The organism is Pseudomonas sp. P1_C12 (genome assembly GCF_056406435.1).
Genome location: NZ_JBFUAE010000022.1, coordinates 1 through 24,449 on the forward strand (window position 1 = coordinate 1; position 24,449 = coordinate 24,449).

21 protein-coding genes and 1 rRNA gene are annotated in these 24,449 nt (G+C 59.1%); 8 read left to right on the plus strand and 14 right to left on the minus strand.

Annotated elements, in window-relative coordinates; translation table 11 throughout:
- Nucleotides 1-90 precede the first annotated feature (90 nt).
- Both rrf and mrdA read left to right on the plus strand, forming a co-directional pair.
- Nucleotides 91-206: ribosomal RNA gene (rrf, locus tag AC1D19_RS26900) — 5S ribosomal RNA — on the plus strand.
- Between the two features lie 187 nt (nt 207-393).
- Entirely contained in the window at nt 394-2,286 is a 1,893-nt protein-coding gene (gene mrdA, locus AC1D19_RS26905; protein WP_477765126.1) for a penicillin-binding protein 2, read from the plus strand.
- 36 nt (nt 2,287-2,322) lie between these two features.
- Here the strand turns inward: mrdA and AC1D19_RS26910 are convergent, their stop codons facing one another.
- The 8 genes from AC1D19_RS26910 to AC1D19_RS26945 are packed head-to-tail and all read right to left on the minus strand — an operon-like array spanning nt 2,323 to nt 11,311.
- Nucleotides 2,323-3,453, minus strand: coding sequence for a glycosyltransferase family 4 protein (locus AC1D19_RS26910; protein ID WP_477765127.1), 1,131 nt, complete (start codon nt 3,451-3,453; stop codon nt 2,323-2,325).
- Nucleotides 3,454-4,584 (minus strand): glycosyltransferase family 4 protein, encoded by a 1,131-nt coding sequence (locus AC1D19_RS26915; RefSeq protein WP_477765128.1) that lies wholly within the window; start codon nt 4,582-4,584, stop codon nt 3,454-3,456.
- On the minus strand, nt 4,568-5,935 hold the full coding sequence (locus AC1D19_RS26920) for a glycosyltransferase family 4 protein (RefSeq protein WP_477765129.1): 1,368 nt from the start codon (nt 5,933-5,935) through the stop codon (nt 4,568-4,570). The genes AC1D19_RS26915 and AC1D19_RS26920 overlap by 17 nt, the downstream gene beginning before the upstream one ends.
- The gene (locus AC1D19_RS26925) at nt 5,932-7,185 is read right to left on the minus strand and encodes an ABC transporter ATP-binding protein (RefSeq protein ID WP_477765130.1); all 1,254 of its coding nucleotides are present in this window, start codon (nt 7,183-7,185) and stop codon (nt 5,932-5,934) included. The genes AC1D19_RS26920 and AC1D19_RS26925 overlap by 4 nt, the downstream gene beginning before the upstream one ends.
- Entirely contained in the window at nt 7,185-7,982 is a 798-nt protein-coding gene (locus tag AC1D19_RS26930; RefSeq protein WP_477765131.1) for an ABC transporter permease, read from the minus strand. Before AC1D19_RS26930 ends, AC1D19_RS26925 begins: the two co-directional genes overlap by 1 nt.
- The gene (locus tag AC1D19_RS26935) at nt 7,983-9,425 is read right to left on the minus strand and encodes a mannose-1-phosphate guanylyltransferase/mannose-6-phosphate isomerase (protein WP_477765132.1); all 1,443 of its coding nucleotides are present in this window, start codon (nt 9,423-9,425) and stop codon (nt 7,983-7,985) included.
- Between the two features lie 3 nt (nt 9,426-9,428).
- The gene (gmd, locus tag AC1D19_RS26940) at nt 9,429-10,400 is read right to left on the minus strand and encodes a GDP-mannose 4,6-dehydratase (RefSeq protein WP_477760257.1); all 972 of its coding nucleotides are present in this window, start codon (nt 10,398-10,400) and stop codon (nt 9,429-9,431) included.
- Complete coding sequence (locus tag AC1D19_RS26945) at nt 10,397-11,311, minus strand: GDP-mannose 4,6-dehydratase (RefSeq protein WP_477765133.1); 915 nt, start codon at nt 11,309-11,311, stop codon at nt 10,397-10,399. Before AC1D19_RS26945 ends, gmd begins: the two co-directional genes overlap by 4 nt.
- Nucleotides 11,312-11,735: 424 nt before the next feature.
- Here AC1D19_RS26945 and AC1D19_RS26950 point away from each other — a divergent pair, with 424 nt between their 5' ends.
- From AC1D19_RS26950 to AC1D19_RS26970, 5 genes are read left to right on the plus strand one after another with little or no spacing between them, the layout of a single operon-like run.
- Nucleotides 11,736-13,313 carry a glycosyltransferase gene (locus AC1D19_RS26950; protein WP_477765134.1) on the plus strand — a complete coding sequence of 526 codons (1,578 nt, stop codon included), beginning with the start codon at nt 11,736-11,738 and terminating at the stop codon, nt 13,311-13,313.
- Entirely contained in the window at nt 13,307-14,602 is a 1,296-nt protein-coding gene (locus AC1D19_RS26955) for a glycosyltransferase (RefSeq protein ID WP_477765135.1), read from the plus strand. The genes AC1D19_RS26950 and AC1D19_RS26955 overlap by 7 nt, the downstream gene beginning before the upstream one ends.
- The gene (locus tag AC1D19_RS26960) at nt 14,599-15,483 is read left to right on the plus strand and encodes a class I SAM-dependent methyltransferase (RefSeq protein WP_477756417.1); all 885 of its coding nucleotides are present in this window, start codon (nt 14,599-14,601) and stop codon (nt 15,481-15,483) included. Before AC1D19_RS26955 ends, AC1D19_RS26960 begins: the two co-directional genes overlap by 4 nt.
- On the plus strand, nt 15,480-16,637 hold the full coding sequence (locus AC1D19_RS26965) for an acyltransferase family protein (RefSeq protein ID WP_477765136.1): 1,158 nt from the start codon (nt 15,480-15,482) through the stop codon (nt 16,635-16,637). The genes AC1D19_RS26960 and AC1D19_RS26965 overlap by 4 nt, the downstream gene beginning before the upstream one ends.
- The gene (locus AC1D19_RS26970; RefSeq protein WP_477765137.1) at nt 16,631-17,464 is read left to right on the plus strand and encodes a class I SAM-dependent methyltransferase; all 834 of its coding nucleotides are present in this window, start codon (nt 16,631-16,633) and stop codon (nt 17,462-17,464) included. The genes AC1D19_RS26965 and AC1D19_RS26970 overlap by 7 nt, the downstream gene beginning before the upstream one ends.
- A gap of 74 nt (nt 17,465-17,538) precedes the next feature.
- Here AC1D19_RS26970 and AC1D19_RS26975 read toward each other — a convergent pair whose 3' ends face one another.
- From AC1D19_RS26975 to AC1D19_RS27000, 6 genes are all read right to left on the minus strand, one after another.
- Nucleotides 17,539-18,327, minus strand: coding sequence for an SDR family oxidoreductase (locus AC1D19_RS26975; protein WP_477765138.1), 789 nt, complete (start codon nt 18,325-18,327; stop codon nt 17,539-17,541).
- Nucleotides 18,328-18,386: 59 nt separating this feature from the next.
- Nucleotides 18,387-19,934, minus strand: a complete 1,548-nt coding sequence (locus AC1D19_RS26980; protein WP_477765139.1) for an amino acid ABC transporter permease/ATP-binding protein — start codon at nt 19,932-19,934, stop codon at nt 18,387-18,389.
- Nucleotides 19,935-19,998: 64 nt separating this feature from the next.
- On the minus strand, nt 19,999-20,793 hold the full coding sequence (locus tag AC1D19_RS26985; RefSeq protein ID WP_477765140.1) for an ABC transporter substrate-binding protein: 795 nt from the start codon (nt 20,791-20,793) through the stop codon (nt 19,999-20,001).
- Between the two features lie 45 nt (nt 20,794-20,838).
- Nucleotides 20,839-21,909, minus strand: a complete 1,071-nt coding sequence (locus AC1D19_RS26990) for an isopenicillin N synthase family dioxygenase (RefSeq protein ID WP_477765141.1) — start codon at nt 21,907-21,909, stop codon at nt 20,839-20,841.
- Between the two features lie 14 nt (nt 21,910-21,923).
- Nucleotides 21,924-22,775: a sugar phosphate isomerase/epimerase family protein gene (locus tag AC1D19_RS26995; protein ID WP_477765142.1), complete on the minus strand. Its 852-nt coding sequence runs from the start codon at nt 22,773-22,775 to the stop codon at nt 21,924-21,926.
- Between the two features lie 295 nt (nt 22,776-23,070).
- Complete coding sequence (locus tag AC1D19_RS27000; RefSeq protein ID WP_008051067.1) at nt 23,071-23,340, minus strand: hypothetical protein; 270 nt, start codon at nt 23,338-23,340, stop codon at nt 23,071-23,073.
- A 180-nt stretch (nt 23,341-23,520) separates the two neighbouring features.
- Here AC1D19_RS27000 and AC1D19_RS27005 point away from each other — a divergent pair, with 180 nt between their 5' ends.
- Nucleotides 23,521-24,294, plus strand: a complete 774-nt coding sequence (locus tag AC1D19_RS27005) for a ParA family protein (RefSeq protein WP_477765143.1) — start codon at nt 23,521-23,523, stop codon at nt 24,292-24,294.
- The last annotated feature ends 155 nt before the right edge of the window (nt 24,295-24,449 follow it).

The following is a 24,449-nucleotide window of genomic DNA, read 5'->3' on the forward strand; positions in this document are numbered from 1 at the left end:
AAAGTTCGACGCTCGCAAAACACCGAAAGCTATAAGCTATCACATACCCAATTTACTGAAACGTCGAAAGACGCTTCGGTACCCGAATTTCTTGACGACCATAGAGCATTGGAACCACCTGATCCCATCCCGAACTCAGCAGTGAAACGATGCATCGCCGATGGTAGTGTGGGGTTTCCCCATGTGAGAGTAGGTCATCGTCAAGATTAAATTCCGAAACCCCTATCTGCGCATGCAGGTAGGGGTTTTGTTTTTGCGCTCGAAAAGCAGGGCGAGCTTTTTAAAAAAAATCACACAAATCTGACTCCACGGTTTTGCTATGGTGCAGCTCATTTTTAATGGACTGAGTTTGCGCCCACGGATCGGCATTCCTTTCAATGAGTTGCTGCACAAGTGCCTGAACCGATACCGATCAAGGACCACGAAAAAGAGACACGCCTGGTCAACAAGAGACTCATGGCCTGCGCCTTGTTCGTTGCCGCTGTCACCTGTGCGCTGGTAGTACGCCTGTACGTCCTGCAAGTCGTCGAATTCGACTATCACTCGACCATCTCCGAAAACAATCGCGTTCATGTCCTGCCGATTACGCCTACCCGCGGATTGATCTATGACCGCAACGGTGTACTCCTCGCTGACAACCGTCCCAGCTTCAACCTGACCATCACCCGCGAACGTGCTTCCAATGTCAGCGAAGAGCTGGACGAAGTCGTAAATCTCCTGCACCTGCCCGCTGAAGACCGCTCGCAGTTCGACAAGGTGATGAAGCAGGCTCGTCACCCCTTCGTACCCGTGACGCTGTTCTATGAACTGACCGAAGAGCAGATTGCCATTCTCGCCGTCAACGAGTTCCGCCTGCCGGGCCTTGATGTAGAGCCGCAGTTCGTTCGGCACTATCCATTGGGCGAGCACTTCGCTCATTCGGTCGGCTACGTCGGACGTATCAACGAGAAAGAGTCAAAGGCTCTGGATACGGTCGAGTACCGAGGCACCCAATCCATCGGCAAGACCGGAATCGAAAAATTCTACGAGGCGCAACTGCACGGCCATGTCGGCTATGAGGAAGTCGAAACCAGTGCCCAGGGCCGCGTGCTGCGAGTGCTCAAGCACACTGACCCGGTGCCAGGCGAAAACATTGTCCTGAGCCTCGACGTCAAGCTGCAGGAAGCCGCCGAGCAAGCCCTGGGCGATCGCCGTGGCTCGGTGGTCGCGCTGGATCCGTCGACCGGCGAAGTATTGGCCATGGTCAGCAACCCGAGTTTCGATCCGAATCTGTTCGTCACCGGTATCAGTTCCAAGGAATACTCTTCGCTACGGGATTCCATTGATCGGCCGCTGTTCAATCGTGTGCTGCGTGGTCTCTATGCCCCGGGTTCGACCATCAAGCCGGAAGTGGCAATCGCTGGCCTCGATGCAGGTGTCGTCACGCCACAGACCCGTGTGTTCGACCCCGGTTATTACCAGCTACCGGATTTCGATCACAAGTACCGCAACTGGAACCACAGCGGCGATGGTTGGGTGGATATGGATGCGGCGATCATGCGTTCCAACGACACCTATTTCTATGACCTCGCACACAAGCTCGGTATCGATCGCCTGCACGACTACATGGCCATGTTCGGGCTGGGGGAGAAAGTCTCCCTGGACATGAATGAAGAAGCCCCTGGGCTGATGCCATCCCAAGCCTGGAAACGCGCCACCCGCCGTCAGGCCTGGTTTCCGGGCGAGACGGTGATTCTCGGCATCGGCCAGGGCTACATGCAGGTTACGCCGCTGCAGTTGGCTCAGGCCACGGCGCTGATTGCCAACAAAGGCGTGTGGAATCGCCCGCACCTGGCCAAAACCGTGGACGGCGTCGCGCCGGTGGATGAACATCCGATGCCGAATATTCTGCTCAAGGATCCGCGCGACTGGGAGCAGGTCAACCATGGTATGCAGATGGTGATGCACGATGCCCGCGGGATTGCCCGGGCCGCAGCGGCAGGGGCGCAGTATCGTATCGCCGGCAAGAGTGGTACCGCGCAGGTGGTGGCGATCAAGCAGGGCGAACGTTACAACCGGGAGAAAACCCGCGAGCGTAACCGCGACAATGCCTTGTTCGTCGGCTTCGCCCCGGCCGAACATCCGAAGATCGTGATTTCGGTGATGATCGAAAACGGCGAGGCGGGTGGCCGCGTCGCCGGACCGGTCGTCCGGGAGATCATGGACGCCTGGCTACTCGATCAAGAAGGGCACCTCAAGCCGCAGTACGCCGCGCCGAGCAAGGTGCCGGGCGATCCTCACGTCTGAGCCCACATGGCTTCATAGCACAGGCATCACGGATGCTCATGCGTAGGCGAGGGCTTTTTCTTCCAGCAGTTCCTCATACAAGGCCGTCCATTTGCGACCCATTTCGTCCGCGGTAAACAGATTTTGATAACGGGCCTGCGCCTTCTCGCCCATTTGCGCCGCCAGCGCCGGGTTTTCCCAAAGCGTGCGCATCGCCTCACGAAACGCCAATGGATTGCTCGGCGGCACCACCAGCCCGGTCTCGTTATGGATGTTGATGTAACTGGTGCCAGTGCCAATCTCACTGGAGATCATCGGTTTGCCATACATCGCGCCTTCAAGCAGCGAAATGCCGAAGGCTTCGGAGCGCAGGTGTGACGGGAACACGATGGCGTAGCTCAGTTGCAGCAGCGCTACTTTGTCCTCGTCCCCCAGACGCCCGAGGAAGTGGACATTGCGTAAACCCAAGGCGGTCGCCTGGGCATGCAGCTCTGCTTCCAGTGGGCCGGCACCGACAATCACTGTCGGGTAATCCAGGTCCTTCAGGGCGTCGAGCAGAATGTGCAAACCTTTGTAGTAGCGCATCACACCGACAAACAGAAAGAACTTGTCGCCGAGCTTTTGCCGCCAGTGGGCCACTCGATCACTGTCAGGCTGTGGGTAACCTGCTTTGTTCAGTCCATAGGGAATCACTCGGGTCTTGTGCTGAAACTGTTGCAGCACATCACTGGTGTGCAGGTAATTGGGCGATGCAGCGACGATCCGGTCGGCGCTGTGCAGAAAGCGATTCATCAGCGGCCGGTAAAGTTTGAGCAGGTGTTTCTGGCGGATGATGTCCGAGTGGTACGTCACCACGCTGGGTTTGTTCAGGCCGCTGGCGAAATGCACCAGGTCCATGAACGGCCAGGGAAAGTGGTAATTGACCACGTCGGCCTCGGCTGCCAGCTCGCGAAACTGTTTGAAGACGCTCCAGGAAAACCCTGTGGAGGCGAACTGAATGTCGAGTCTGGCTCGATGGACTTCATGTTGAGCGATCTGCATCACCGGCGGTGTCGGATCGGCACTGAGGGTCAGCACCTTGCCTTCAACGCCGTGCAGGGCACCGCTTTCGCACAACTGGAAAATCACTTGTTCGATCCCGCCGACCGAGTCAGGCAGGTACGTCTTGAAAAAATGAAGAACTCGCATTCAACCTCCCATTGCCTGGCGGTAAGCGCTGGCCGTGACTTGCGCGCAGCCTTCCCAGGTAAAAAGCCTTGCCTGTAGCAATCCGGCTTCTCGGCATGCCTGCCAATGCGCTAGATCCTCGATCAGACGACTCATTGCATCGCGCAAGCCGTCGGTTTCATCCGGTTCAACATAGTTACCCGCAGAGCCTGCCACTTCGGGCATGGCCGCACGGCTGGTCAGAATGACCGGTGTGCCGCAGGCCATGGCCTCCAGCACCGGCAGGCCAAAACCTTCGTAAAGCGACGGAAAAATCAATGCCCGGGCGCCGGCCAGTAGCTGTGCAACGTGCTCGTCAGGCAAATAGCCGAGCAAACAGACATGACCGCTGGCCAGGGCCTGGTGCAATTCTTCGCTGAACTGCTCGCGCTGCCAGCCGGCCATGCCGACGATCAGCAATGGAAGACGCTGACGGACTGATTCCGTCAGTCGGGCGTGGGCGCGCAGGGCGAGGGACAGATTCTTGCGCGGTTCCAGGGTACCGACACAGAGGAAGTATTCCCGCGCTTCGACGCCATGGGTCTTGAGTACGGCGTCGATAGCCTCGGGGGACCGCGGGTGAAAACGCGCGGCTACACCGAGTGGGGCGACGACAAATCGCTCGGTCGGTAACCCGAAATGTGCCTGGGCTTCGTCAGCAATGAACTGCGAGTCGGTCAGAATCAGGCTTGCCTGTCGCACGCCGTCGGCCACGCGCCGTTCGATTTCTCGCAAGCGCGCCGGTGGCTGCGTTTCGGGATAGTGCAGGTGAGTCAGGTCATGCAGGGTGATGACGGTCGGACCGTCGAACGACAGCGGCCACAAACTCGGTTCGTGGTAGAGGTCGATGGCTTGCGCGCGGCCCTGATCGAAGCGTTTCTGCTCCAGCCACCGTCGGGCCTGATAAGCCCCCGGAATCTGCCGCAGCAATGGCGTCAGTCGGGAATAACCGGGCATGGCCGCTTCCGGCAGCACATCACTCCAGCCCCAGCCATGAAACAGCGCCAATTCAATATCCGGTTCACCCGCCAGGGCGTTCGCCAGTTCGGCGACGTAGTGGCCGATGCCGGTGCGCGGCGCCTGGAGAATCCGCGCGTTAAGGGCAATGCGCATGTTGCCTCTCTTGTATGAGCGGCACGTCCGGGAGATTGCGCAGGGTGCGTGAAGCCAGTTGCGCACTGGCTTCACGCCAGCCGATCCAGCGCCAGTCCGCGACGTCGCGAGTGGCCGGGAATTGACCGCTGCCCTCGAAACCAATGACCAGATCAGCCAGGCTTTGTGGCTTGGCCAGATCGAAGTACGCCATGAACTCGCCGCCGATTTCGCGAAAGACCGCAATGTCGCTGCCCATGGCCGGCAGTCCACGCTGCATGGCTTCTACCAGCGGCAGGCCGAAGCCTTCCACAAAAGACGGAAACACCAGTGAGCTGGCGTGGGTGTAGGCATGCTCGAGGCTGGTGTCGCTCAGATCATTGAACATGAACAGTCGTTGGTTCAGCTGCGGGTGATTACGGACCCGGGCCAGCAGTGCATCGCATTTCCAGCCGACTCGCCCGGCAATGCACAGCCGGGCAGTGGAGCCTGCCGCCCAGGCCCGTTCGAAGGCGTCCAGCAGGTAGGCGTGGTTCTTGCGCGGCTCGATGGTACTGACCATCAGAAACACCGGTTCCGATGTCGCGAACAGCCGGGCAAGACGCGGTTCCACGGTGGCGTTGACTTCCCTCAGATCGAGTTCGGAGCCCAGGTGGAAATAATCGAACCACAACTCGGCGGCCTTGGCGGAGCCCAGACGGCGCTGAACTTCCTCACGCACCTGGTCACGCACCGTGGCGGAAATGGCCACGTAGCCATCGGCGGTTTGGGTGATCCAGTCGAACCACTCGTTGAACACCTGCACCAGCCGTGAGTCGTAAAACTGCGGGTGAGTCAGGGGAATCAAATCGTAGATTACTGAAACAATACCCACGCCTTCACGTTTGAGCTGTTCGGCAAACGGGAAAAAGTCGGTGTGCCAGGACGAGTCCAGCAACACCAGTTGGTCCCCCGGTTGATGCTGCAACGGTGCGCAACGTTTGGGCAGTTGATACTGATCGAGCTGGTCGATCAGGTGCAGCGGCACGCTGAAGCAGGTCAGCGCTGTCAGTCGATAAGCCACGTACACTACGCGTCGGGCGAACCGCGATGCCAAACGTTGGTCGAGCCGCTGGTGCCATTGCCAGAAACGATGTGCCAGCCGGCCAAGTCGCCCGCCGAACATCATCAATTGATCGAAAAACGGAATGTTCAGCGCGCCGAGTTTCAGTACCCGATAGAGTTTGCCCTTGAGCATCACAACCGGGATGCATTCAACACCGTCGACCGATTCCGGTAGCTGGTTGACGACGTTGCGCACCACCCGCTGAATGCCCGAATTGACCTTGGGGTGCTGGAATACGTGCGTGCACTCCACCAAAAGACGCGTCATGGCGTGCTCTCCGAGGTGACCGGCGCGCTCGAGCGCGTGACGGTGGTCTTCGCGGCCAGCCACGAGCAGCCGACAAAATCTTCCTGGCGGTTGTTGATCACATGGAACACCAACCCGTAATCGCGCCACTCGAAGTTGCGGTCCAGGTGCGAATCCAGGCGTGACAAGCTCAACGCCACGGAATAGTTACCCTTGCCCAGCCCCATGACGAACGCAAAGCGATAGGTCACGCGCTCGCCAGCCTGCAGATCGGTCAATGCCTGATCCTGGCGATGGGTGTTGATGCCGTACATGGCCTGGCCCAGGCGATCCTTGATCATGAAGCCCAGTACCAGCCGTTCGATGTCCTGGCGAACCTCGACATTGACCTCCAGCACGACCGGCTGGCCGACTTCGGCGGTGTCGATGGAGCGTTCATGTTGGTCGAGCAAGCGCACGCTCAGAATCCTGGCTTCACCCGTTCCCGAAATGGTACTGACCTGGCCGCCAGCGAGGGCTTCCTGGCGCACGGTCTGTCCTTCACGCTTGGCGAGCAGGGCGTTGTAGTAATCCATGACGGTTTCGGGTGTGTCGTGCATGGCCATGTGGCCGTTTTCCAGGAGGATCGCCGAGTCGCAGATCGACTGAATCGCCGAGCGGTCATGGGAGACGATCAACAGCGTGGTACCGGCTTTGCGAAAGCTGCGGATGCGGTCGAAACTTTTGTGCTGAAAATAGGCGTCGCCCACCGACAGCGCTTCGTCGACGATCAAAATGTCCGGGCGCCGTGCGGTGGCCACGCTGAACGCCAGGCGCATTTGCATACCGCTGGAATAGGTGCGCACCGGGTGGTCGATGGCGTCGCCTATTTCCGCGAAACGTTCGATGTCCGGCATCAACGCTTCTATTTCTTCGACTTGCATGCCCAGTAGCTGCCCGGCCATGACCGCATTCTGCCGGCCGGTAAAGTCCGCATGAAAACCCATGCCCAATTCCAGCAGGGCGGCGACGCGGCCTTCTAGCTCAATGGTGCCGCAGGTGGGTTGGGTGGTGCCGGTGATCATCTTCAACAAAGTGCTTTTGCCGGCGCCGTTGACCCCGACGATGCCCACCGATTCTCCGGGGGCAATCTGAAAGGTCACGTCCTGTAGCACCCAGTGTTGCCGATGGCGGATCGGCGAAAACGGGATCAGCCACTCGGCCAGTCGACTCCAGCGGGTAGGGTATTGTTTATAGGCCTTGCCCAGGCCGGTGACGCGTATGTGCCCCATCAGAGTTCATCCACCATTTCACCGACCCTCTGCCGAAACAGCCGCAGGCCGATGACGAAGAGCAATACGCTGGCGACCATGATCGGCAGCAACGAACTCCAGACGGGCCATTGGCCGTACAGGAAGATGTTCTGGTAGCTGGTGATCAGGTTGGTCAGGGGGTTGAATTGCAGCAAGCGCTGCACCCAGTCGGGCAGGATGCTCATCGGGTAAACGATTGGCGTCAACCAGAACCAGAATTGCAGACAGATGGCGAAAAATTGCCCGACATCGCGAAAAAACACATTCAATACGCCAAGAATAATCCCCAACCCGGCACAGAACATCACCTGTAATGCCAGCAGAGGAATGAGCGCCAACAGCGCCAGGCCCGGTAGTCGACCGGTGATCAACAGAAAACCGAGGAACAGGCCGATGATGATTGCGAAGTTGATACCGGCATTCAACAGCACGATCACCGGCAGGCAGATCCGTGGAAAGCTGATTTTTTTCAGCAGGTTGGCGTTATCCAGAAACATGTTCTGGCTGCGCACGGTGATCTCTGCGAACAAGCCCCAGGTCAGCAACCCGGCGCAGAGGTAGATGCTGTAGGCCATGCCATCATCTACCCCTGGCAAACGCGCGCGCATGATCTGGGAAAAAATCACGGTGTAGACAATGATCATCGACAGCGGATTGAGCACGGTCCACAGGGCACCGAACAACGAATTGCGATAACGCGCCTGAAACTCTCGCTGGACGCTACCGAGAATGAACCCTCGATAGCTGCCCAGCGTGCGGTAAAGGGAAAGCAGCATTCAAACCGTCCTGCCGTATTGATCTTCGAAGCGGACGATGTCGTCCTCTCCCAGGTATTCGCCGCTTTGCACCTCGATGATCACCAGGTCGATCACGCCGGGATTCTCCAGGCGATGCTTGTGACCGGCTGCAATGAAGGTCGATTCGTTCTTGGCCACCAGATGCGTGCCGGTGCCATTGTTGGTGACCTTGGCCATGCCTTCGACCACCACCCAGTGCTCATTGCGATGGTGGTGCATCTGCAACGACAACTTGGCGCCGGGCTTGACCACGATGCGTTTGATCTTGAAGCGCGGGCCTTCCTCGAGCACGGTGTAGGTACCCCATGGCCGGCTGACCGTACGGTGCAGGCGATAGGCTTCGTGCTCTTTATCCTTGAGCTGCCTGGCCACCCGGCGCACATCCTGGGCGCGGTCGGCGTGGGCCACCAGCACCGCGTCGGCGGTGTCGACGATGATCAGGTTATCCACACCGACGGTCGCGACCAGACGGTTATCGCTCTGGACGAAGTTGTTGTGGCTGTCGATGAATATCGACTCGCCGACGGCGCGGTTGTTTTGTGCATCCGCCGGTACCAGCGCGGCCACCGCACCCCAGGAGCCGATGTCGCTCCAGTCGAAACGGGCCGGCACGACGACTACCTTGTCGGAGCGCTCCATCAACGCGTAGTCGATGGAAATATCCATGATTTCGCCAAACAGGGCCGGCGACAGTTCCTGTTGCAGGCTCCCGGCGTTTTCCACCGCAGCGCTGGCGGTCATGCAGGTCTGCGTCTGCTCCAGCAGGTCGGGAGCATGGGTTTTCAGCTCGGCCAGTACGCTGGCGACCGAGAAGCAGAACATCCCGGAGTTCCACAGGAAGTTGCCGCTTTCCAGGTAATGCGTCGCGGTTTGCAGGTCGGGTTTTTCGACGAAGCGCCGCACGCTGGCAGCGCCTTTATCGTCCAGCGATGTGCCGGCTTCAATGTAGCCAAAACCGGTTTCCGCAGCGGTCGGCACGACACCGAAGGTCACCAGGTGACCACACCTGGCCAATGTCACGGCATGCTCGACTGCGTCCTTCAGCGCGTCGACATTGACGATCAGGTGGTCGGCGGGCATGACCAGCATGATCGCGTCGTCACCATGCAGGGCCTGCAGGGAGAGGGCGGCGGCGGCAATGGCCGGCGCCGTATTGCGCCCCGTCGGCTCCAGCAGGAAGTGCCCGCGATGACGGCCCAGGTGCGCGTCCCGAAAGTGATCCTTGCTCTGGAAGTAGTACTCGCGGTTGGTCACCGTGACGATATCGCCCCAGCCGTCGAGCAGGTCCGCGGCCCGCCGATAGGTCTTGCCCAGCAGCGACTGGCCGTCAGGCAAGGTCATGAACGGTTTGGGATGGCCTTCACGCGACACCGGCCACAATCTGGTCCCGGCACCGCCGGAGAGAATCACGGGAATCAGCATGGCCTACTCCTTGGCGACGCGTTTCATGTCCGCATCCATCATCATGCGGATCAAGGTATCCAGATCGGTTTTTGGTTTCCAGCCCAGGACACGCTGGGCCTTGGCCGGGTTGCCGAGCAGCACTTCGACTTCGGCCGGGCGGAAAAACGCCGGGTCGATCTTCACGTAATCGCGGTAGTTCAGGCCCACGTGATCGAAGGCGATCCGGCACATCTCGCGCACGGTGGTGGTCACGCCGGTGGCCACCACGAAGTCGTCGGGTTTGTCCTGTTGCAGCATCAGCCACATGGCTTCGACGTAGTCCCCGGCAAAGCCCCAGTCGCGCTTGGCGTCGATGTTGCCCAGGCGCAGTTCATGCTGCTTGCCCTGCTTGATCCGGGCGGCGGCGTCGGTGACTTTGCGTGTGACGAACTCGATGCCGCGCAGCGGTGATTCATGGTTGAACAGGATGCCGCTACTGGCGTGCAGGTTGAAGCTCTCGCGGTAGTTCACGGTGATCCAGTGGCCGTACAACTTGGCTACGCCATAAGGGCTGCGCGGATAGAACGGTGTGTTCTCGTCCTGCTGTTCGGCCTGGATCAGGCCGAACATTTCGCTGGTCGACGCCTGGTAGAAACGCGTGTGCGCACTGAACTGACGGATCGCTTCGAGCAGGTGGGTAACGCCCAGACCGTCGACGATGCCGGTGGTCACCGGTTGATCCCAGGAGGCCGCGACAAAGCTTTGCGCGGCGAGGTTGTAGACCTCGTCCGGCGCCGACTTGATCACCGCGCGCTGCACTGAACAGGCATCGGCCATGTCGCCGTCCAGGTAGACGATGTCCGCTTCGACTCCCATCTCGCGCAGGCGCCAGCGCGAGTCGCTGCTGCGACGCGCCACCAGGCCGTGGACCTTGTAGCCCTTGTCGAGCAGCAGTTTGGCCAGATACGCGCCATCCTGGCCGGTGATACCTGTGATCAATGCACTTTTAGTCATTCTTGTTGTACTCGCTTCTCCCAGTCGGACAGGATCGCCCGCAGGGATTGTTGTGTTGTGATTTCAGACTTCCATCCGGTGGTCTGGACCAGCCTGGCAGGGCTGCCACACACCCGACGCTGATCCGCGCGGCGAAGTCGCGCTGGGTCCTGGACCAATTGCAGGTCGACCTGGGCAAGATCTGCCAGCTGCTCGATCAAACTGCGAATGCTCCGCTCGTGCCCCGAGCAAATGTTGTACACCTGCCCCGGTGTGCCTTTTTCCAGCAAGGCCAGATAGGCCGAGACCACGTCCGCGACATCAAGGAAATCGCGCGTGACATCGATGTCCCCGACCTCCAGCTCTGGCCCTTGCAGGCCTTGCTTGATCCGGCAGATCTGACGGGCGGCGCTGGCGATGACGAAGCTGTCTTTCTGCCCTGTGCCGATGTGGTTGAACGGGCGGGCGACCAGTACCGGCCAGCCTTCGCTCAGGCCCCATTGCAAACTCAGGAATTCTGCCGACAGTTTGCTCACGGCATATGGATTGCGCGGGCAGGGTGGCTGCAATTCAGTGATGGGCAGATGCTCTTCGGTGACCTGGCCATAGACATCACCGGAGCTGACGTACAGAAATGTGCCGGTGAAGCCGCGCGCCTTGAGGGCTTGCAGCAGGTTCAGGGTGCCCAGCAGGTTGATTTTCAGGGTGCGCGCCGGATCACGAAAGGCGTCCGGGACGAAAGTCTGGCCGGCCAGGTGAATCACCGCATCGGGCATTTCCGGCCACAGGCCTTCGAGGCTGTCCGGCTCGCAGAGATCGTAGCGACAAGGAGCAGGTAGAAGCTCCCATTCCGAGGCATCAGCCTGCAAACGCGATTGGATGTGTTGTCCTACGAATCCGGTCAGACCCGTGACAAACAGACGCTTTTTCAAACAGCGACCCCTTGGTCATGCATTTCATCCAGTTTCCACAGTCTTCATGGAAAGGTCTCACGAGTCGATATGATCGCTCGAAAGACAGGTGAAATGTTTGTTGTAGTTGTTTGGTAGCCAATCTGTGCCATTTGCTCGGTAATTTCAACAAGTCCAAAAGTGACTGATCGGTTCTCCTCAGCGTAGCCTGATTTATTCTCGCCGGGCGGTTCACGAATCCTCAATGGATGTGTTTAGAATGCCCCTCGTCACGATTAACCGGCGTTCGTGTGGGTTGTTCCGGGACTCTGCGAATCTGTCCTTTAAAACAAGAACGTAGACGGGCAAAAAGACGATGGACGAGGACTGGCGAGTGCCGGCTCGATCCATGGTTTTTCCGTCATAGAGTGAGGCCGCCGGGATGGCGGTTTCATCGTGGGATGCCATGAATTTCATTCTTTACTCGGACATCAACGACAGCTCCATCAGCCAGAACCTTGGTCGTCCCGAATACAGTTACTACTTCGTGCTCAAGGCGTATCGCCCTGTGCTCGAAAGCCTTGGGCGAGTGCATGTGGTGTCCTCCACCGCCGAGGTCGATCCGCTCTACAAACAGTTATTGGCCGCCGGCGAAGACAGTCTGTTCCTGTCGTTTACGCCGCCGCAGAAAACCCCGAACGACCTTGAGTGCCCGACGATCTGCGTGGTGGCCTGGGAGTTTGATTCGATTCCCGATGAACAATGGGATAACGACCCGCGTCAGGACTGGACGCAAATGCTGGCGCGGCAGGGCCGGGTGATCACACTCTCCAGCCATACCGCCCGGGCGATTCGCCGGACCATGGGTGAAGACTTTCCGGTGCTGGTGTTGCCGACGCCGTTGTGGGAAAACTTCGCCGACATTCGTAGTCGCCACACCAGCGTCCCGATCAGCGCCGGCTCGACCCTGGACATCAAGGGGTGCATCTTCGATACGCGCACACTCGGGCTGAGTGCCGATGCACTGATTCCCGTCGTGCCGACCGCCGAGGAACTGGCGGCGCTCGAGGCCGAGCTGGAGGCATTGAAGCCACCGCCGCTGACGCTCAAGCGCCGCTTGGTGATTGCTCGCCATTACCTGCATATGTGGCGCCTGGACAAAGGTAAATCGCTGCCGATCCCGGTGCATCGCACGCATTTTCTAAGCCAGTGGTACTGGGAAGGGATTCGCGACTTGTTGTCGGATGCCGCCCATGAGCGTCTCGCTGGCTGGCTGCCGGCCATCGCCGGCCCGCAGACGATTGCAGTACCCGAGCCAGAACCGCGACAGTGGCCGGACACCACCGCCCAGGTCGAAACACAGGTTGACGGTGTGGTGTACGTCACCGTGTTCAACCCGCGTGACGGTCGCAAGAACTGGCATCAACTGATCACTGCATTCTGCTGGGCGTTCCGCGAAACGCCTGACGCGACACTGGTGCTGAAGATTACCCAAAGCGATCTGTCGTCCTACCACGACGAACTGATGACGTTGCTCGCGCAGCTTTCGCCGTTCGCCTGTCGGGTGGTGGTCATGCACGGCTACCTGGACGACCCGCAATACGCCCGGCTGTACGAAGCCGCCAGTTACTACGTCAATGCCTCGCGCTGCGAAGGGCTGTGCCTGCCGCTGATGGAGTTCATGGCCAGCGGTAAACCGGTGATTGCCCCGGATCACACGGCCATGGAGGACTACATCGATGAGCGTGTGGCGTTTGTGGTCAAGTCCAGCGAAGAGCTGACCATCTGGCCGCAGGACACTCGCATCATCTACCGCACCCTGCGTTACCGGCCGGATTGGGGTTCGCTGAAAACCGCTTACGAAAACAGCTACCGTCTGGCCAAGGAACAACCCCTGGAGTATCAGCGCATGTCCCTCGCCGCCGTCGAGCGCATGCACGATTACTGCGCTTTCGCCCCGGTACAGAAACGCATGGCGGATTTTTTCGGGCTGGCACCACAGGCTTTGCCGACAGCAACCGTGACGGATACCGCCTCATGCTGATCATCATTCATTCGGAAACCAACCAGCACACTATTGCCCAGAACCTTGGCCGCTCGGAGTACAGCTATTACTTCGTGCTCAAGGAGTACCGACCCGTGCTGGAGCGGCTGGGGCGAGTGGTAGAAGTCAGCGACCCGCAGACCGAAGTCGATGCTTTGTACATGGACTGTCTGTCCCGTGGTGAAGAATGCGTGTTCCTGTCGTTCTCACCGCCTCATCGCACGCCGGTCAATTTCGCCTGCCCGACGCTGCCGGTGTTCGCGTGGGAATTCAGCACCATCCCCAACGAACCCTTTGCCGGTGACCCGCTCAATGACTGGCGCACGGTGTTGCGGGCAGCGGGTGCAGCGATTACACATTCCAGCTACACCGTGAATGCGGTGCGCGAGGCGATGGGCACCGACTATCCGGTCATCGCGGTACCGGCCCCGGTATGGGATCGGTTTTCCGAGCGCGGCGCCCACTTGCAATGTCAGCCCTTGGCCAGTCAGGTGCGGTTGACGCTCAAGGGGTTGCTGGCAGACAGCCGTGAACTCGACTTGCGAGCCTTCGGCCCCGTGGCCACTCGTCAAGGTGTGGGTATTGATTTCGAGGCCCCGCCGAGTGAACACGAGTTGGTCCTCGACGGCGTGATCTACACTTCTGTGTTCAACCCCAGTGACGGGCGCAAGAATTGGGAAGACATGCTCAGTGCCTTTTGCGTGACGTTTCGCGAGGTGGACGACGCAACGCTGGTGCTCAAATTGACGCATCACGATGCCGAAGAAGCGCTGACCGACATCCTTCACCACTTGTACAAAAACCAGTCTTACCGCTGCCGGGTCGTGCTGATTTACGGCTATCTGGCTGACGCGGACTATGAGCAGCTGGTGCAGGCCACGAGTTACGTGGTCAACACGTCCTACGGCGAAGGCCAATGTCTTCCGCTGATGGAGTTCATGTCCTGTGGCAAACCGGCCGTGGCGCCACGGACCACGGCGATGATCGATTATCTGGATGCCGATAATGCATTCCTGATTGACTCCACCGATGAGCTGACGGCCTGGCCACATGACCCGCGCAGGGCGTTTCGTACCTTGCGCTACGTCACCGATTGGGCGTCGTTGTGCAGGGCTTACCAATCAAGCTATGACGTGGCCAAGGGTGATCCGGGGCGTTATGCACAGATGTCCGCGCACGCAGTGGCCAGCCTCAAGAAATTCTGCAGTCAGGCCACCGCCGAGCAACGGCTTGGCGTATTTTTTGAGCGCCTGTTCGAGAACCGTGTCGTGGAAACCCCTGAGGCATGATTCGCGCATTGGTCAGACGTTTCTTTGCAGAGACGAAACCCGAGCCCCGGCCCGCGCCGTTGCCGGTCGAGCAATCTCGTGTGTCGCCAAGAGATGTGGGCTTGCACGATGCAATGCATGACGGCTGGTTTTCGGGCGACAGCGGCGAATTGCTCAAAGGGTTTGCCATTACCGCCGACGACACCTTGCTGGATGTCGGCTGTGGTGAAGGGGTCGCGACCTTGTTTGCGGTGCGCCAGTGCGCGTCGGTGATCTTCACCGACAGTGAGTACGACAAGGTCCGCGATCTGGCGCGGCAAGTGCAAGCGCAGTCGGACAAGGCGAATCTAGGTCTGGTCAGCAACAGCCTGCCACTGCCTCTGGCCGATGGTTGCGCGAGCAAAGTCGTGTGCATGGAAGTGCTGGAGCACATCGATCAGCCAGAACCCTTCATGGCCGAACTGGTGCGCATGGGCCGCCCCGGCGCGCTCTACCTGCTGAGCGTACCGTCCCCGGTGGGCGAGCATTTGCAGAAAGGCATCGCCCCGGCCAGTTATTTTCAATCGCCCAATCATGTGCAGATTTTCAGTCCCGAGCGATTCGCCGCGCTGGTGGAAGACGCGGGCCTGGTCATCGAACATCGTCAGGCCACCGGGTTTTTCTGGGTGATGGGCATGATTTTTTTCTGGGCCAGTGAACGGGCCGCCGGGCGCGATCTGGGTGGTGCGGTTCGCGACCGGATTCAGGCGCCGTATCCGCCGCTGATGGAGAGCTGGGCGAAAACATGGCAGGACTTGCTGGCCCAGCCCGACGGGTTGGCGATCAAGCAGATGCTGGACCGGTTCATGCCCAAGAGCCAGGTGATCATTGCTCGCAAACCGTATGTCCAGGAGGGCGCATGAGCAACGAAAAACGGATCATGGACATCGAGTTGCTGCGTGGCATTGCGGTGCTTGGCGTGCTGTTTCATCACCTGCAGGACAGCCTGTTCGCGGCGGCTGTTCCGTTGTTGCAGAGCATCACGCTGTACAGCCAGCCGTGGTGGGGCGTGGATCTGTTTTTCGCGATCTCGGGCTTCGTCATTGCCCGCAGCCTGATCCCGGCCTTGCGCCGCTGCACCACGCGTCGGGAGTATTGGCAACAGACGCGCAATTTCTGGTTGCGTCGGGCCTTTCGTTTGCTGCCGTCGGCCTGGTTATGGCTGGCGCTGATGTTGCTGGCGTGTCTTTTTCTCAACCGTTCCGGCGCGTTCGGCACGCTGTACGCGAACCTTCAGGCGACCCTGGCCGGCGTCGCCCAGTACGCCAATTTCCGCTTTGCCGACAGTTTTTATCACTACGAGTACGGCACCAGTTTCGTGTACTGGAGCCTGTCGCTGGAAGAGCAGTTCTACCTGCTGTTTCCGCTGCTGATCGTGCTGTTGCGCAAACACCTGGTGTGGGCCTTGCTGGCGTTGGTGGCGCTGCAATTGTTGACCTTGCGCACGCCGATCCTGATGGTGGTGCGCACCGACGCGCTGGCCCTTGGCGTGCTGTTGGCGATGTGGAGCGTGCAGCCTTCGTACCGGCGCTGGGAGCCAAAATTCCTGCGTCGTCCATGGGTGGGTGTTGCCGCACTGATCGCGGTGTCGCTGCTGCTCAGCTTCATGGCAACGGATCGTTTCACCTTCACTTCTTACCGGATCGGCGTGATTGCGCTGTTGTGTGCGCTGCTGGTGTGGATCGCTTCTTACAACCGCGATTACCTGTTGCCGCGCGGCGTGTTCAAAAACCTGATGACGTGGGTCGGCAGCCGTTCCTACGGGATCTACTTGATCCATATCCCGGCCTACTTGCTGGTTCGTGAATTCATTTTCCGTTTACAGGCTGCCGGGCTGCCCAGTCCCGCTGGCCATCCGATTCTGATGTTGCTGATGGCTGGCGGCCTGATCGTGCTGCTGAGCGAACTCAACTATCGCTACATCGAAATGCCCATGCGCAACCGCGGCGCCTCGCTGGTCAAACGCCTGGGCACCTCCCGAACAGCCGTCCCATCCTCTGGAGCTACCTCATGCTGAGCCTTTTAAAGAAACTCACGGCGGGCACGCCCGCGCCTGTGCAGCCAGAGACAGCGCCCGCGGCGCCAGTGGCGGAGAAAGTCGACCCCTACATGCTCGGCCTGCACGACGCGATGCTCAGTGGCTGGTTCAACCAGCAAACCGGCGAACTGTTCACCGGCTTCCCGGTGACCCCCGAGGACACACTGCTGGATGTCGGCTGTGGCGATGGCGGCAACGTGCATTTCTGCGGGATGCGCGGGGCAAAGATCATCATCGCCGATATCGACGCGGCCAAGGTCGAGGCAACCCGCCAGCGCTTGGGCGATACGCCGGCCCGCGAGGTCGAATGCCATGTCACCAACTGCAACCCGCTGCCGATTGCCGATGAAACCGCCACGCGGGTGGTGTCCACCGAGGTCATCGAGCACGTGGACGATCCGGCCCAATTCCTCGCAGAGCTGGTGCGCGTCGGCAAACCGGGCGCGCTGTATCTGCTGAGCGTCCCGCATCCCAGCTCCGAAGACCTGCAGAAAGATATCGCGGCGGCCGAGTATTTCCAGAAACCCAACCACATTCGCATCATCAGCGAAGAGCAGTTCAAGGCCATGGTCAGCGATGCCGGCCTGGAAGTGATCAGCCACAGCCAGTACGGATTCTACTGGTCGATGTGGATGCTGTTGTTCTGGGAAGCCAAGGTCGATTTCAGCAACCCGGACCATCCGTTGCTCAATCACTGGGCGGATACCTGGCAGGCGATCCTGGCCTCGCCACGGGGTGCACAGATCAAGCAGGCGCTGGATGCCGTGGTGGCGAAAAGTCAGGTGATCATTGCGCGTAAACCCTGATCAGCAAAGCTCGCCCGGGCGGGGCCGCGAACTCAAGCCTGATTGCCCGGGTACACCTACATAGCCCTTGCCCATTATTGGCTGGAGCGAACGGCCCCGCCATCGATCAACAGGTTCTGCCCGGTCAGGTAGCCCGCATGGCTGCTGCAAACGAAGGCACACAGCGCTCCGAACTCCTCGGCTGAGCCGAAGCGTCTGGCAGGAATTTCGCGACGGCATTGGTCAAGGAATGCCTCACTGTCTTGCCCTGACTCCTGGGCAGCAGCGACCAGGTTGTCACGCAGTCGATCGGTGTCGAATGAGCCCGGTTGCAGGTTGTTGATCGTCACATTACGACTGGCAATGTTTTCTTGCCGGGCAAGCCCTGCGATAAACCCCGTCAGACCACTGCGCGCACCATTGGACAGACCCAGGCTTTCGATAGGGGACTTCACGGCACTCGACGTGATGTTGATGATTCGGCCAAATCCGCGTGCCGCCATACCGTCTACCGTTGCCTTGATCAGCTCGATAGGGGTCAGCATGTTGGCATCCAGCGCCTTCAGCCAGGCGTCGCGATTCCATTCGCGGAAATCCCCGGGGGGAGGGCCTCCAGCGTTGTTGATCAGGATATCGAAATGCTCATGGGCCTTGAGCGCTGCCGCCCGGCCCTCGGGCGTCGATATGTCTCCGGCTACGGCGATGACCGTCACTTCAGGGTTTATCACCCTGAGCTGACGGGCTGTTTCATTCAGCGTGTGCTCGCCCCGTGCGGTGATCACCACGTTCACGCCTTCGTTAACGAGAGCCTGTGCACAGGCTTTGCCCAGACCTTTGCTGGCGGCGCATACCAGCGCCCAGCGTCCTGCTATTCCAAGATTCATGCGGGTTTTCCTGAAAGAAGGAAGCTCAATGTAAGGGGGCGCCTATGGCAGCACCATGCTCATGCATGATCCAGCGTTGCAGACAGGCTTGGCGATCGGGCACTGATTCCCATGAAGCGCCGCACTCGTTCTCCTTTGGCATCGCATCGTATGGTTTCAGGTGCGGCATCCAGTTGGATATTACCGTTCTCCATGAACACGACCCGGTCGGATATCGACATGGCAAAGTCCATTTCGTGGGTCACGATCAGCATGGTCATGCCTTCTTTCGCCAGGTCGCGGATCACGTTCAGCACGTCGTTGACCAGTTCCGGGTCGAGGGCCGAGGTCGGCTCGTCGAACAGCATGATCTGCGGCTCCATCGCCAGGGCTCGAGCGATCGCCACGCGCTGTTGCTGCCCGCCGGAGAGCTGGTGCGGGTACTTGTGGGCATGGGCCAGCAGGCCGACCTTGTCCAGTAGCGCATAGGCGCGATGTTCACTCAGCTCGCCCGGCTGGCCGTGGTAACGCGGTGCCAGGGTGACGTTGTCGAGAATGGTGCGGTGCGGGAACAGGTTGAAGTTCTGGAACACCATGCCGATGTGCCGCACGCCTTTGCGCAGGCGGGAGCTGTTGGGCTTGTCCGAAGCCTCGATGAATTTTTCGCCGAACAACAGAATGTCGCCGGTATCGATGCTTTCCAGGCCGTTGACCGTGCGGATCAGCGACGTCTTGCCGGAGCCGGATGGCCCGATGATCGAGACCACCTGGCCGTATTCGACATTAAGGTCGATACCCAGCAGCACCTTGTGCGTGCCATAGCTCTTCTGGATGTTCTTCAGTTGCAGGATGGGCGTTGCGTTGTTGCCGGCGGCTTTGCGCGCAGTGTCGGGCAAGGCTTCGGCGCTGGCCTTGAAGCGGGCGATGGTGGCCGCGTCGAGCGTGTGCGGCTTGCGGAAGTTCAGGTCCAGGTAGCGCTCCAGACGCTGCAGGAAATAACCGAACACGGTGACGATCAACACGTAGTAGACGCCCACCGCCGCCAGGGTTTCCATGACCAGGAAGTTGGTGGCATAGAGGCGTTGGCCGACCGTGAGGATTTCCGTCAGGGAAATGACCGAGACCAGCGACGTCAGCTTGACCACCGTGATGTATTCATTGATCAGGGTGGGCAGCGAAATGCGGAAAGCCTGGGGGATCACGATCAGGCGTTGCATGCCGAACAGGCCGACACCCAGCGCGCGTCCGGCTTCCTTCTGGCCCTTGGCCACGGAGATCAGGCCGCCACGATGGATTTCCGCCATGTACGCCGCTTCAGTGACCACCAGGGCCAGCAGGCCTGCGTAGAAGGGGTTGGACAGAATCGGTCCGCTGCCGGGAAACAATTGCGGCAGGTTGTAGACGAACACCACCAGCACCAGCAACGGGATGCTGCGGAAGAACCAGATGTAGACCGCCGCGGGAATGCGCAGCAGGGGCGATTGGGACAGCTTGGCCGTGGCCAGGACAAAACCCAGCAGCATGCCGATGAACCAGGCCAGTGCACTGAGCTGGACCACCGTGACGCAGGCCTTCCAGAAGTCCGGCAGGGAGAACAGGGATAAGAAATACGACCAATCGAATTGCATGGGGCACCTCGATCTGCCGCCCCGGTGCAGGGCAGGCAGATAACCAGACTACAAGGACAGGTTCTTAGTTGGCAGTCGGTTCTTCCAAACCATATTTCTTGAGGATTGCGGCGTATTCTCCGCTCTTTTTGCTCTCCTCGAAGGCTTTTTGCACGGCCTGGTAGGTTTCGTCGTTACCTTTCTTGACGAAGATGCCCAGGGTTTGCTGATAGATCGGATGCTCGGTGGTGATCACCACCCGGCCGTTGGTCTTTTCTGCGATCATTTTTGCCGCGCCGGCGATTTCGACCTGGGCCTGGATGTTCTTGGACAGCAGGGCCTGGGTTACTTCGGGTGCCGAAGGGTACTCGCTGACAGTGATCGCGCCTTTGTTGTTCGGCACACAGTATTCATCGGACAGCTTGCGGAATTCCTTGACCCAGGTCGTGCCCTGTTCCAGGCCCAGTTTCAAGCCGCACAGGTCTTCAGGCTTTTTTGCATTGATCTCGCTGCCCTTGGGCACCATGACCGCGGCACCGGTGTTGGCATAGGCGATGGTCTGGGCCTGGGTCTGGCGCTCCGGTGTGATGTACATGCCGGAAATGACCGCGTCGTACTTGCCGGAGTTCAAGCCGAGGATCAGGCTCGGGAACTTGGTGTCGACGAACTCCACCTCGGCGTTCATTTGCTTGGCCAGAGCCGTTGCCAGCTCGGGGTCCGAACCCACCACGTTTTTGTCCTTGTCGTAGGACTCGAAAGGAGGGTAGGTGATTTCCATGCCGACCTTGAACGTGTCTGCCGCGGCCATGCTCACCGAAGCACCGAACATGCCGGCTGCCAATACAGCCAGGCTCAAAAGGGTTTTTTTATTGTTTTTCATTATTTACTGACTCCGGCGTAGGTAGGGGGTAGCTGAAAACTTCAATCAGGACGGTTGCGCCTGATTTTTCAAATGTCCGAAACTGGCGGGCTTGCGTGCCTTGCCTGGCAGTTGAACCTCCCCGTTGGCCACCCTCTGGCGCAGATACTGATAGGTCTGCAGCGCCTGGCCATACATGTGTTCGCCGATCGTAATTTCTTCGTAGTCGTTACCTGCCTGGGCGAACCCGGGCAGCGGCTTGATCTGGGTGTGATAGTCGCAGGCATAAAACAGCGGAAAGGAATAACGCTCCTCCTTCACGCTGCGCACCCGGTGCGCAGTGGCAACGAAAGCGCCTGCCGTCATCACTTCCAGCATGTCGCCGATGTTGACGACAAAGGCATCGGCCATCGGTGGTGCATCGATCCATTGGCCAAGATTGTTCATCACCTCAAGGCCCGGTTTGTCGGCCAAAAGGATGGTGAAGCACTCGTAATCAGTATGGGCGCCAAGACCCGGTGCATCATGGGCGGCACCGTCGAAGGGGTAGTGGATCAGGCGCAGCTTGGACGGCGGACGGGTGACCAGGCTGTCGAAATAGTTTTCTTCCAGGCCCAGGGTCAGGGCGAAGCCGCCGAACAGGCGCCGGCCCAAGGCGAAGATGGCTGCATAGTAGGCCTGCACCGAGGCCTTGAAACCTTGCAGCTGCGGCCAGTCGTTGGGCCCCAGCAACGGGGTGTTGGCCAGCACCAGCAGGTCATCGGCCGGGACTTCGAAGCCGACGTCGAAGGCTTCCTTGTGGTCCGGCTTGCCCTTGGAATAGACCTCTTCGCCTTCGGGCACAAAGCCCTTGTGGGTTTGTGAGGTGCCGATGTAGTGACGCATCTTGGTGTCGAAGGGCTGGTCGAAAAAGTCTTTGGCAGCCTGGCGCAGGTTGGCGATCAGTTGCGGGTCGATGCCGTGATCGGTGATATAGAGGAACCCGACCTCGCTGGCGGCGCGCCCCAATTGTTCGGCCACGGCCAGTCTGTGTTCCAGTTCAAAGCTGAACAGACCGGCGATGTTGACCACCGGAATGCTGTTGAAGTTGGCTTTGTGTGTGTCAGTGCTGGCGCTGTTGTTTTTATTGTCAGGCATGACGCATCGGCTCCCTAAGGATGGCTTGAGTGGGTGAAACGCTCGAAGTGTTCGCGCTCGGTCTGGCCCATCCACACGTTCAATGACCACAGGTCGGCGACCGGGACATTGGTGAAGGGCAAATGATGCAGGTAGCCGTCGGCGCCGAATTCCGGGGTCAGGGTGCTGACCTGGTAACCGCGGGCTTGCTGTGAGCGCCAGATGCTTTCCCAGTGCTGCTGATGGAAAGCCAGTTCTTTTGCATATTCGGGAGCCGCCGGGTGCGGAACCTGAGGCCCCTGGTCATAACCGACCCGGGCCTGGATATGGTGCACCCGCTCGATGAAAGCGCTGAGGTCATCGGCCGGGTCATTCAACAGGCGCTCGCAGGTCACCACCCAATGGCTGATGTCACTGGTGAACAACAGATCGGGCAGTTGGCGGATCAACTCCAGGGTCACCCAGGGGTTGAACAGCGAACGCGAGCGGTGGGTTTCGAAACTGCAGACCTGGCCGTGCTTGCGCGCCAGATCCAGCGCCTGGCCAAAAAATTCCACTTGTTGTGGCAAGGACCAGCGGTCATTGCCCGCCAGCACGTTGACGAAGCGTGGGCCGAGTTCGGCAGCCCAGGCGAGTTTCTGGTCGAGGTCATCGAGGTGAACGGCAGGCGTTGCCGACTGGTCCGGCAGCACGTCGTACGCGGTGAAGACTGTGCTGATATAGCCCCGGCGATTGGCCTGGAGAAAAGCGCCGAACTCGGTCCGTTCACGGGCGTTCAGTGGCAGGCGTGCTTCCATGCCGTCAAAGCCCGCGTGCAGCAACTCCTCGAGCGCCTGAGCCTTGCTGGCGGTATAGCCCCACAGCGTTCGGAAAATTTCCAGCTTCATCGGTGATCCTCAAAAATCCCAGGGCCTGCTGCAAAAGCACTTCGACGGCGCCAGGCTGCCAAGCGCCTGGTTCGCTGTGGAGTCGATGTTAGACACAGGCCGCACACAGAAAGAATCTGAAAGTTCAAATGAATACTTCAGACTTTCACTAACAAATAGCTAGCTATTTATCTCGCTTGCCAGGAGGGATTTTTATGGGCGAGAGCGTGTCTGCGTTGGCTATTAGCGAGAGATGCCATTGTTACGGCATCATTTTGAAGAGTCCCAAGCGACACCGGGCTAACGAAGTTCCAGGCTACTTGCCATTCCTGGCATGCGCTACCTTCGCTCGAATGCCATCAAGATATTGGGACTTCAGCTCTGTCGTTAACGGCCCAAGGATGGGGTTTGCCTTGAACCGGGCCAACAGATGCTCAATCACCCGATCTACCTTGGCGTAGGCAGCCGTGACGCTTGAAGGTACCAGCGGATCAAACTGAATCCCTTCCATCTCGATATCGAGTCGTTTCAACACCGGCTGTGCGTCCAGGATCTGGTGGCGTATTTCATCCAGTGAACATTGCATTGTCGACCTCCTTGTAATGCCATAAGTACAGGCACGCCTATCGTTAACTGCATCTCGGATGACACAGTCAGGGTATGGCAGTTGCTGTCTTAAAAATGAAACAAAATTGTCGCGTAGAAATATTACTGAAATGTTTCAATCCTATGATCGAGGGAGATCTTTTTTCAGGTTACCTCCCACATGCGTCGAGTTGTGTTCAATCAAAAAGGAGGCGTTGGCAAATCCAGCATCGCCTGCAATCTCGCGGCTGTCAGTGCTGCCGAAGGCTACAGGACGCTGCTGGTGGATCTCGATCCTCAGGCTAACTCGACCCAATACCTGACAGGGCTGACAGGCGATGATATCCCCATGGGGATTGCCGATTTCTTCAAGCAAACCTTATCCAGCGGCCCGGCCAGCAAAAAGAATCGGGTGGCCATCACCGATACTCGCTACGACAATCTGCACCTGGTCACGGCCAGCCGCGAGCTTGCCGATCTGCAGCCAAAGCTTGAGTCCAAATTCAAGATCAACAAGCTGCGCCGCTTGTTGGTGGAGCTTTCCGAAGATTACGAACGCATTTATATCGACACGCCGCCTTCCCTGAATTTTTATACGTTCAGCGCACTGATCGCCGCCGACCGCGTGCTGATTCCATTCGATTGCGACAGCTTTTCTCGTCAGGCGCTCTATAGCGTCATCGCGCAAGTGGCCGAGTTGCAGGCTGACCATAATGAGTCGTTGATCGTGGAAGGTGTGGTGGTCAACCAGTTTGTGGCGCGTGTCAGCGTGCACCAGACGCTGATCGACGAGTTGCTGGCCGAAGGCTTGCCCGTATTACCGGATTATTTGAGCAGCACGGTCAAAATGCGTGAGTCCCATGAAGCGTCGATGCCCATGATCCACTTGGCGCCACGCCATAAGCTTTCATTGGAGTTCGTCAGCCTGTTTTCCGCTTTGGAAAGAGCCGGTTGATCGCAAGAGCAAGGTTGAATATTCAGCGTCTGACGATGGGATGGCACGCCTTGGTTGCCCATCTGATTCCGCGTGCTGAACATAAAATGGCAATCGAAATGCCAGTACGATAACTCGCGCGCAATCGCTAGCTCCTGCTTCGAATCAACACCTGT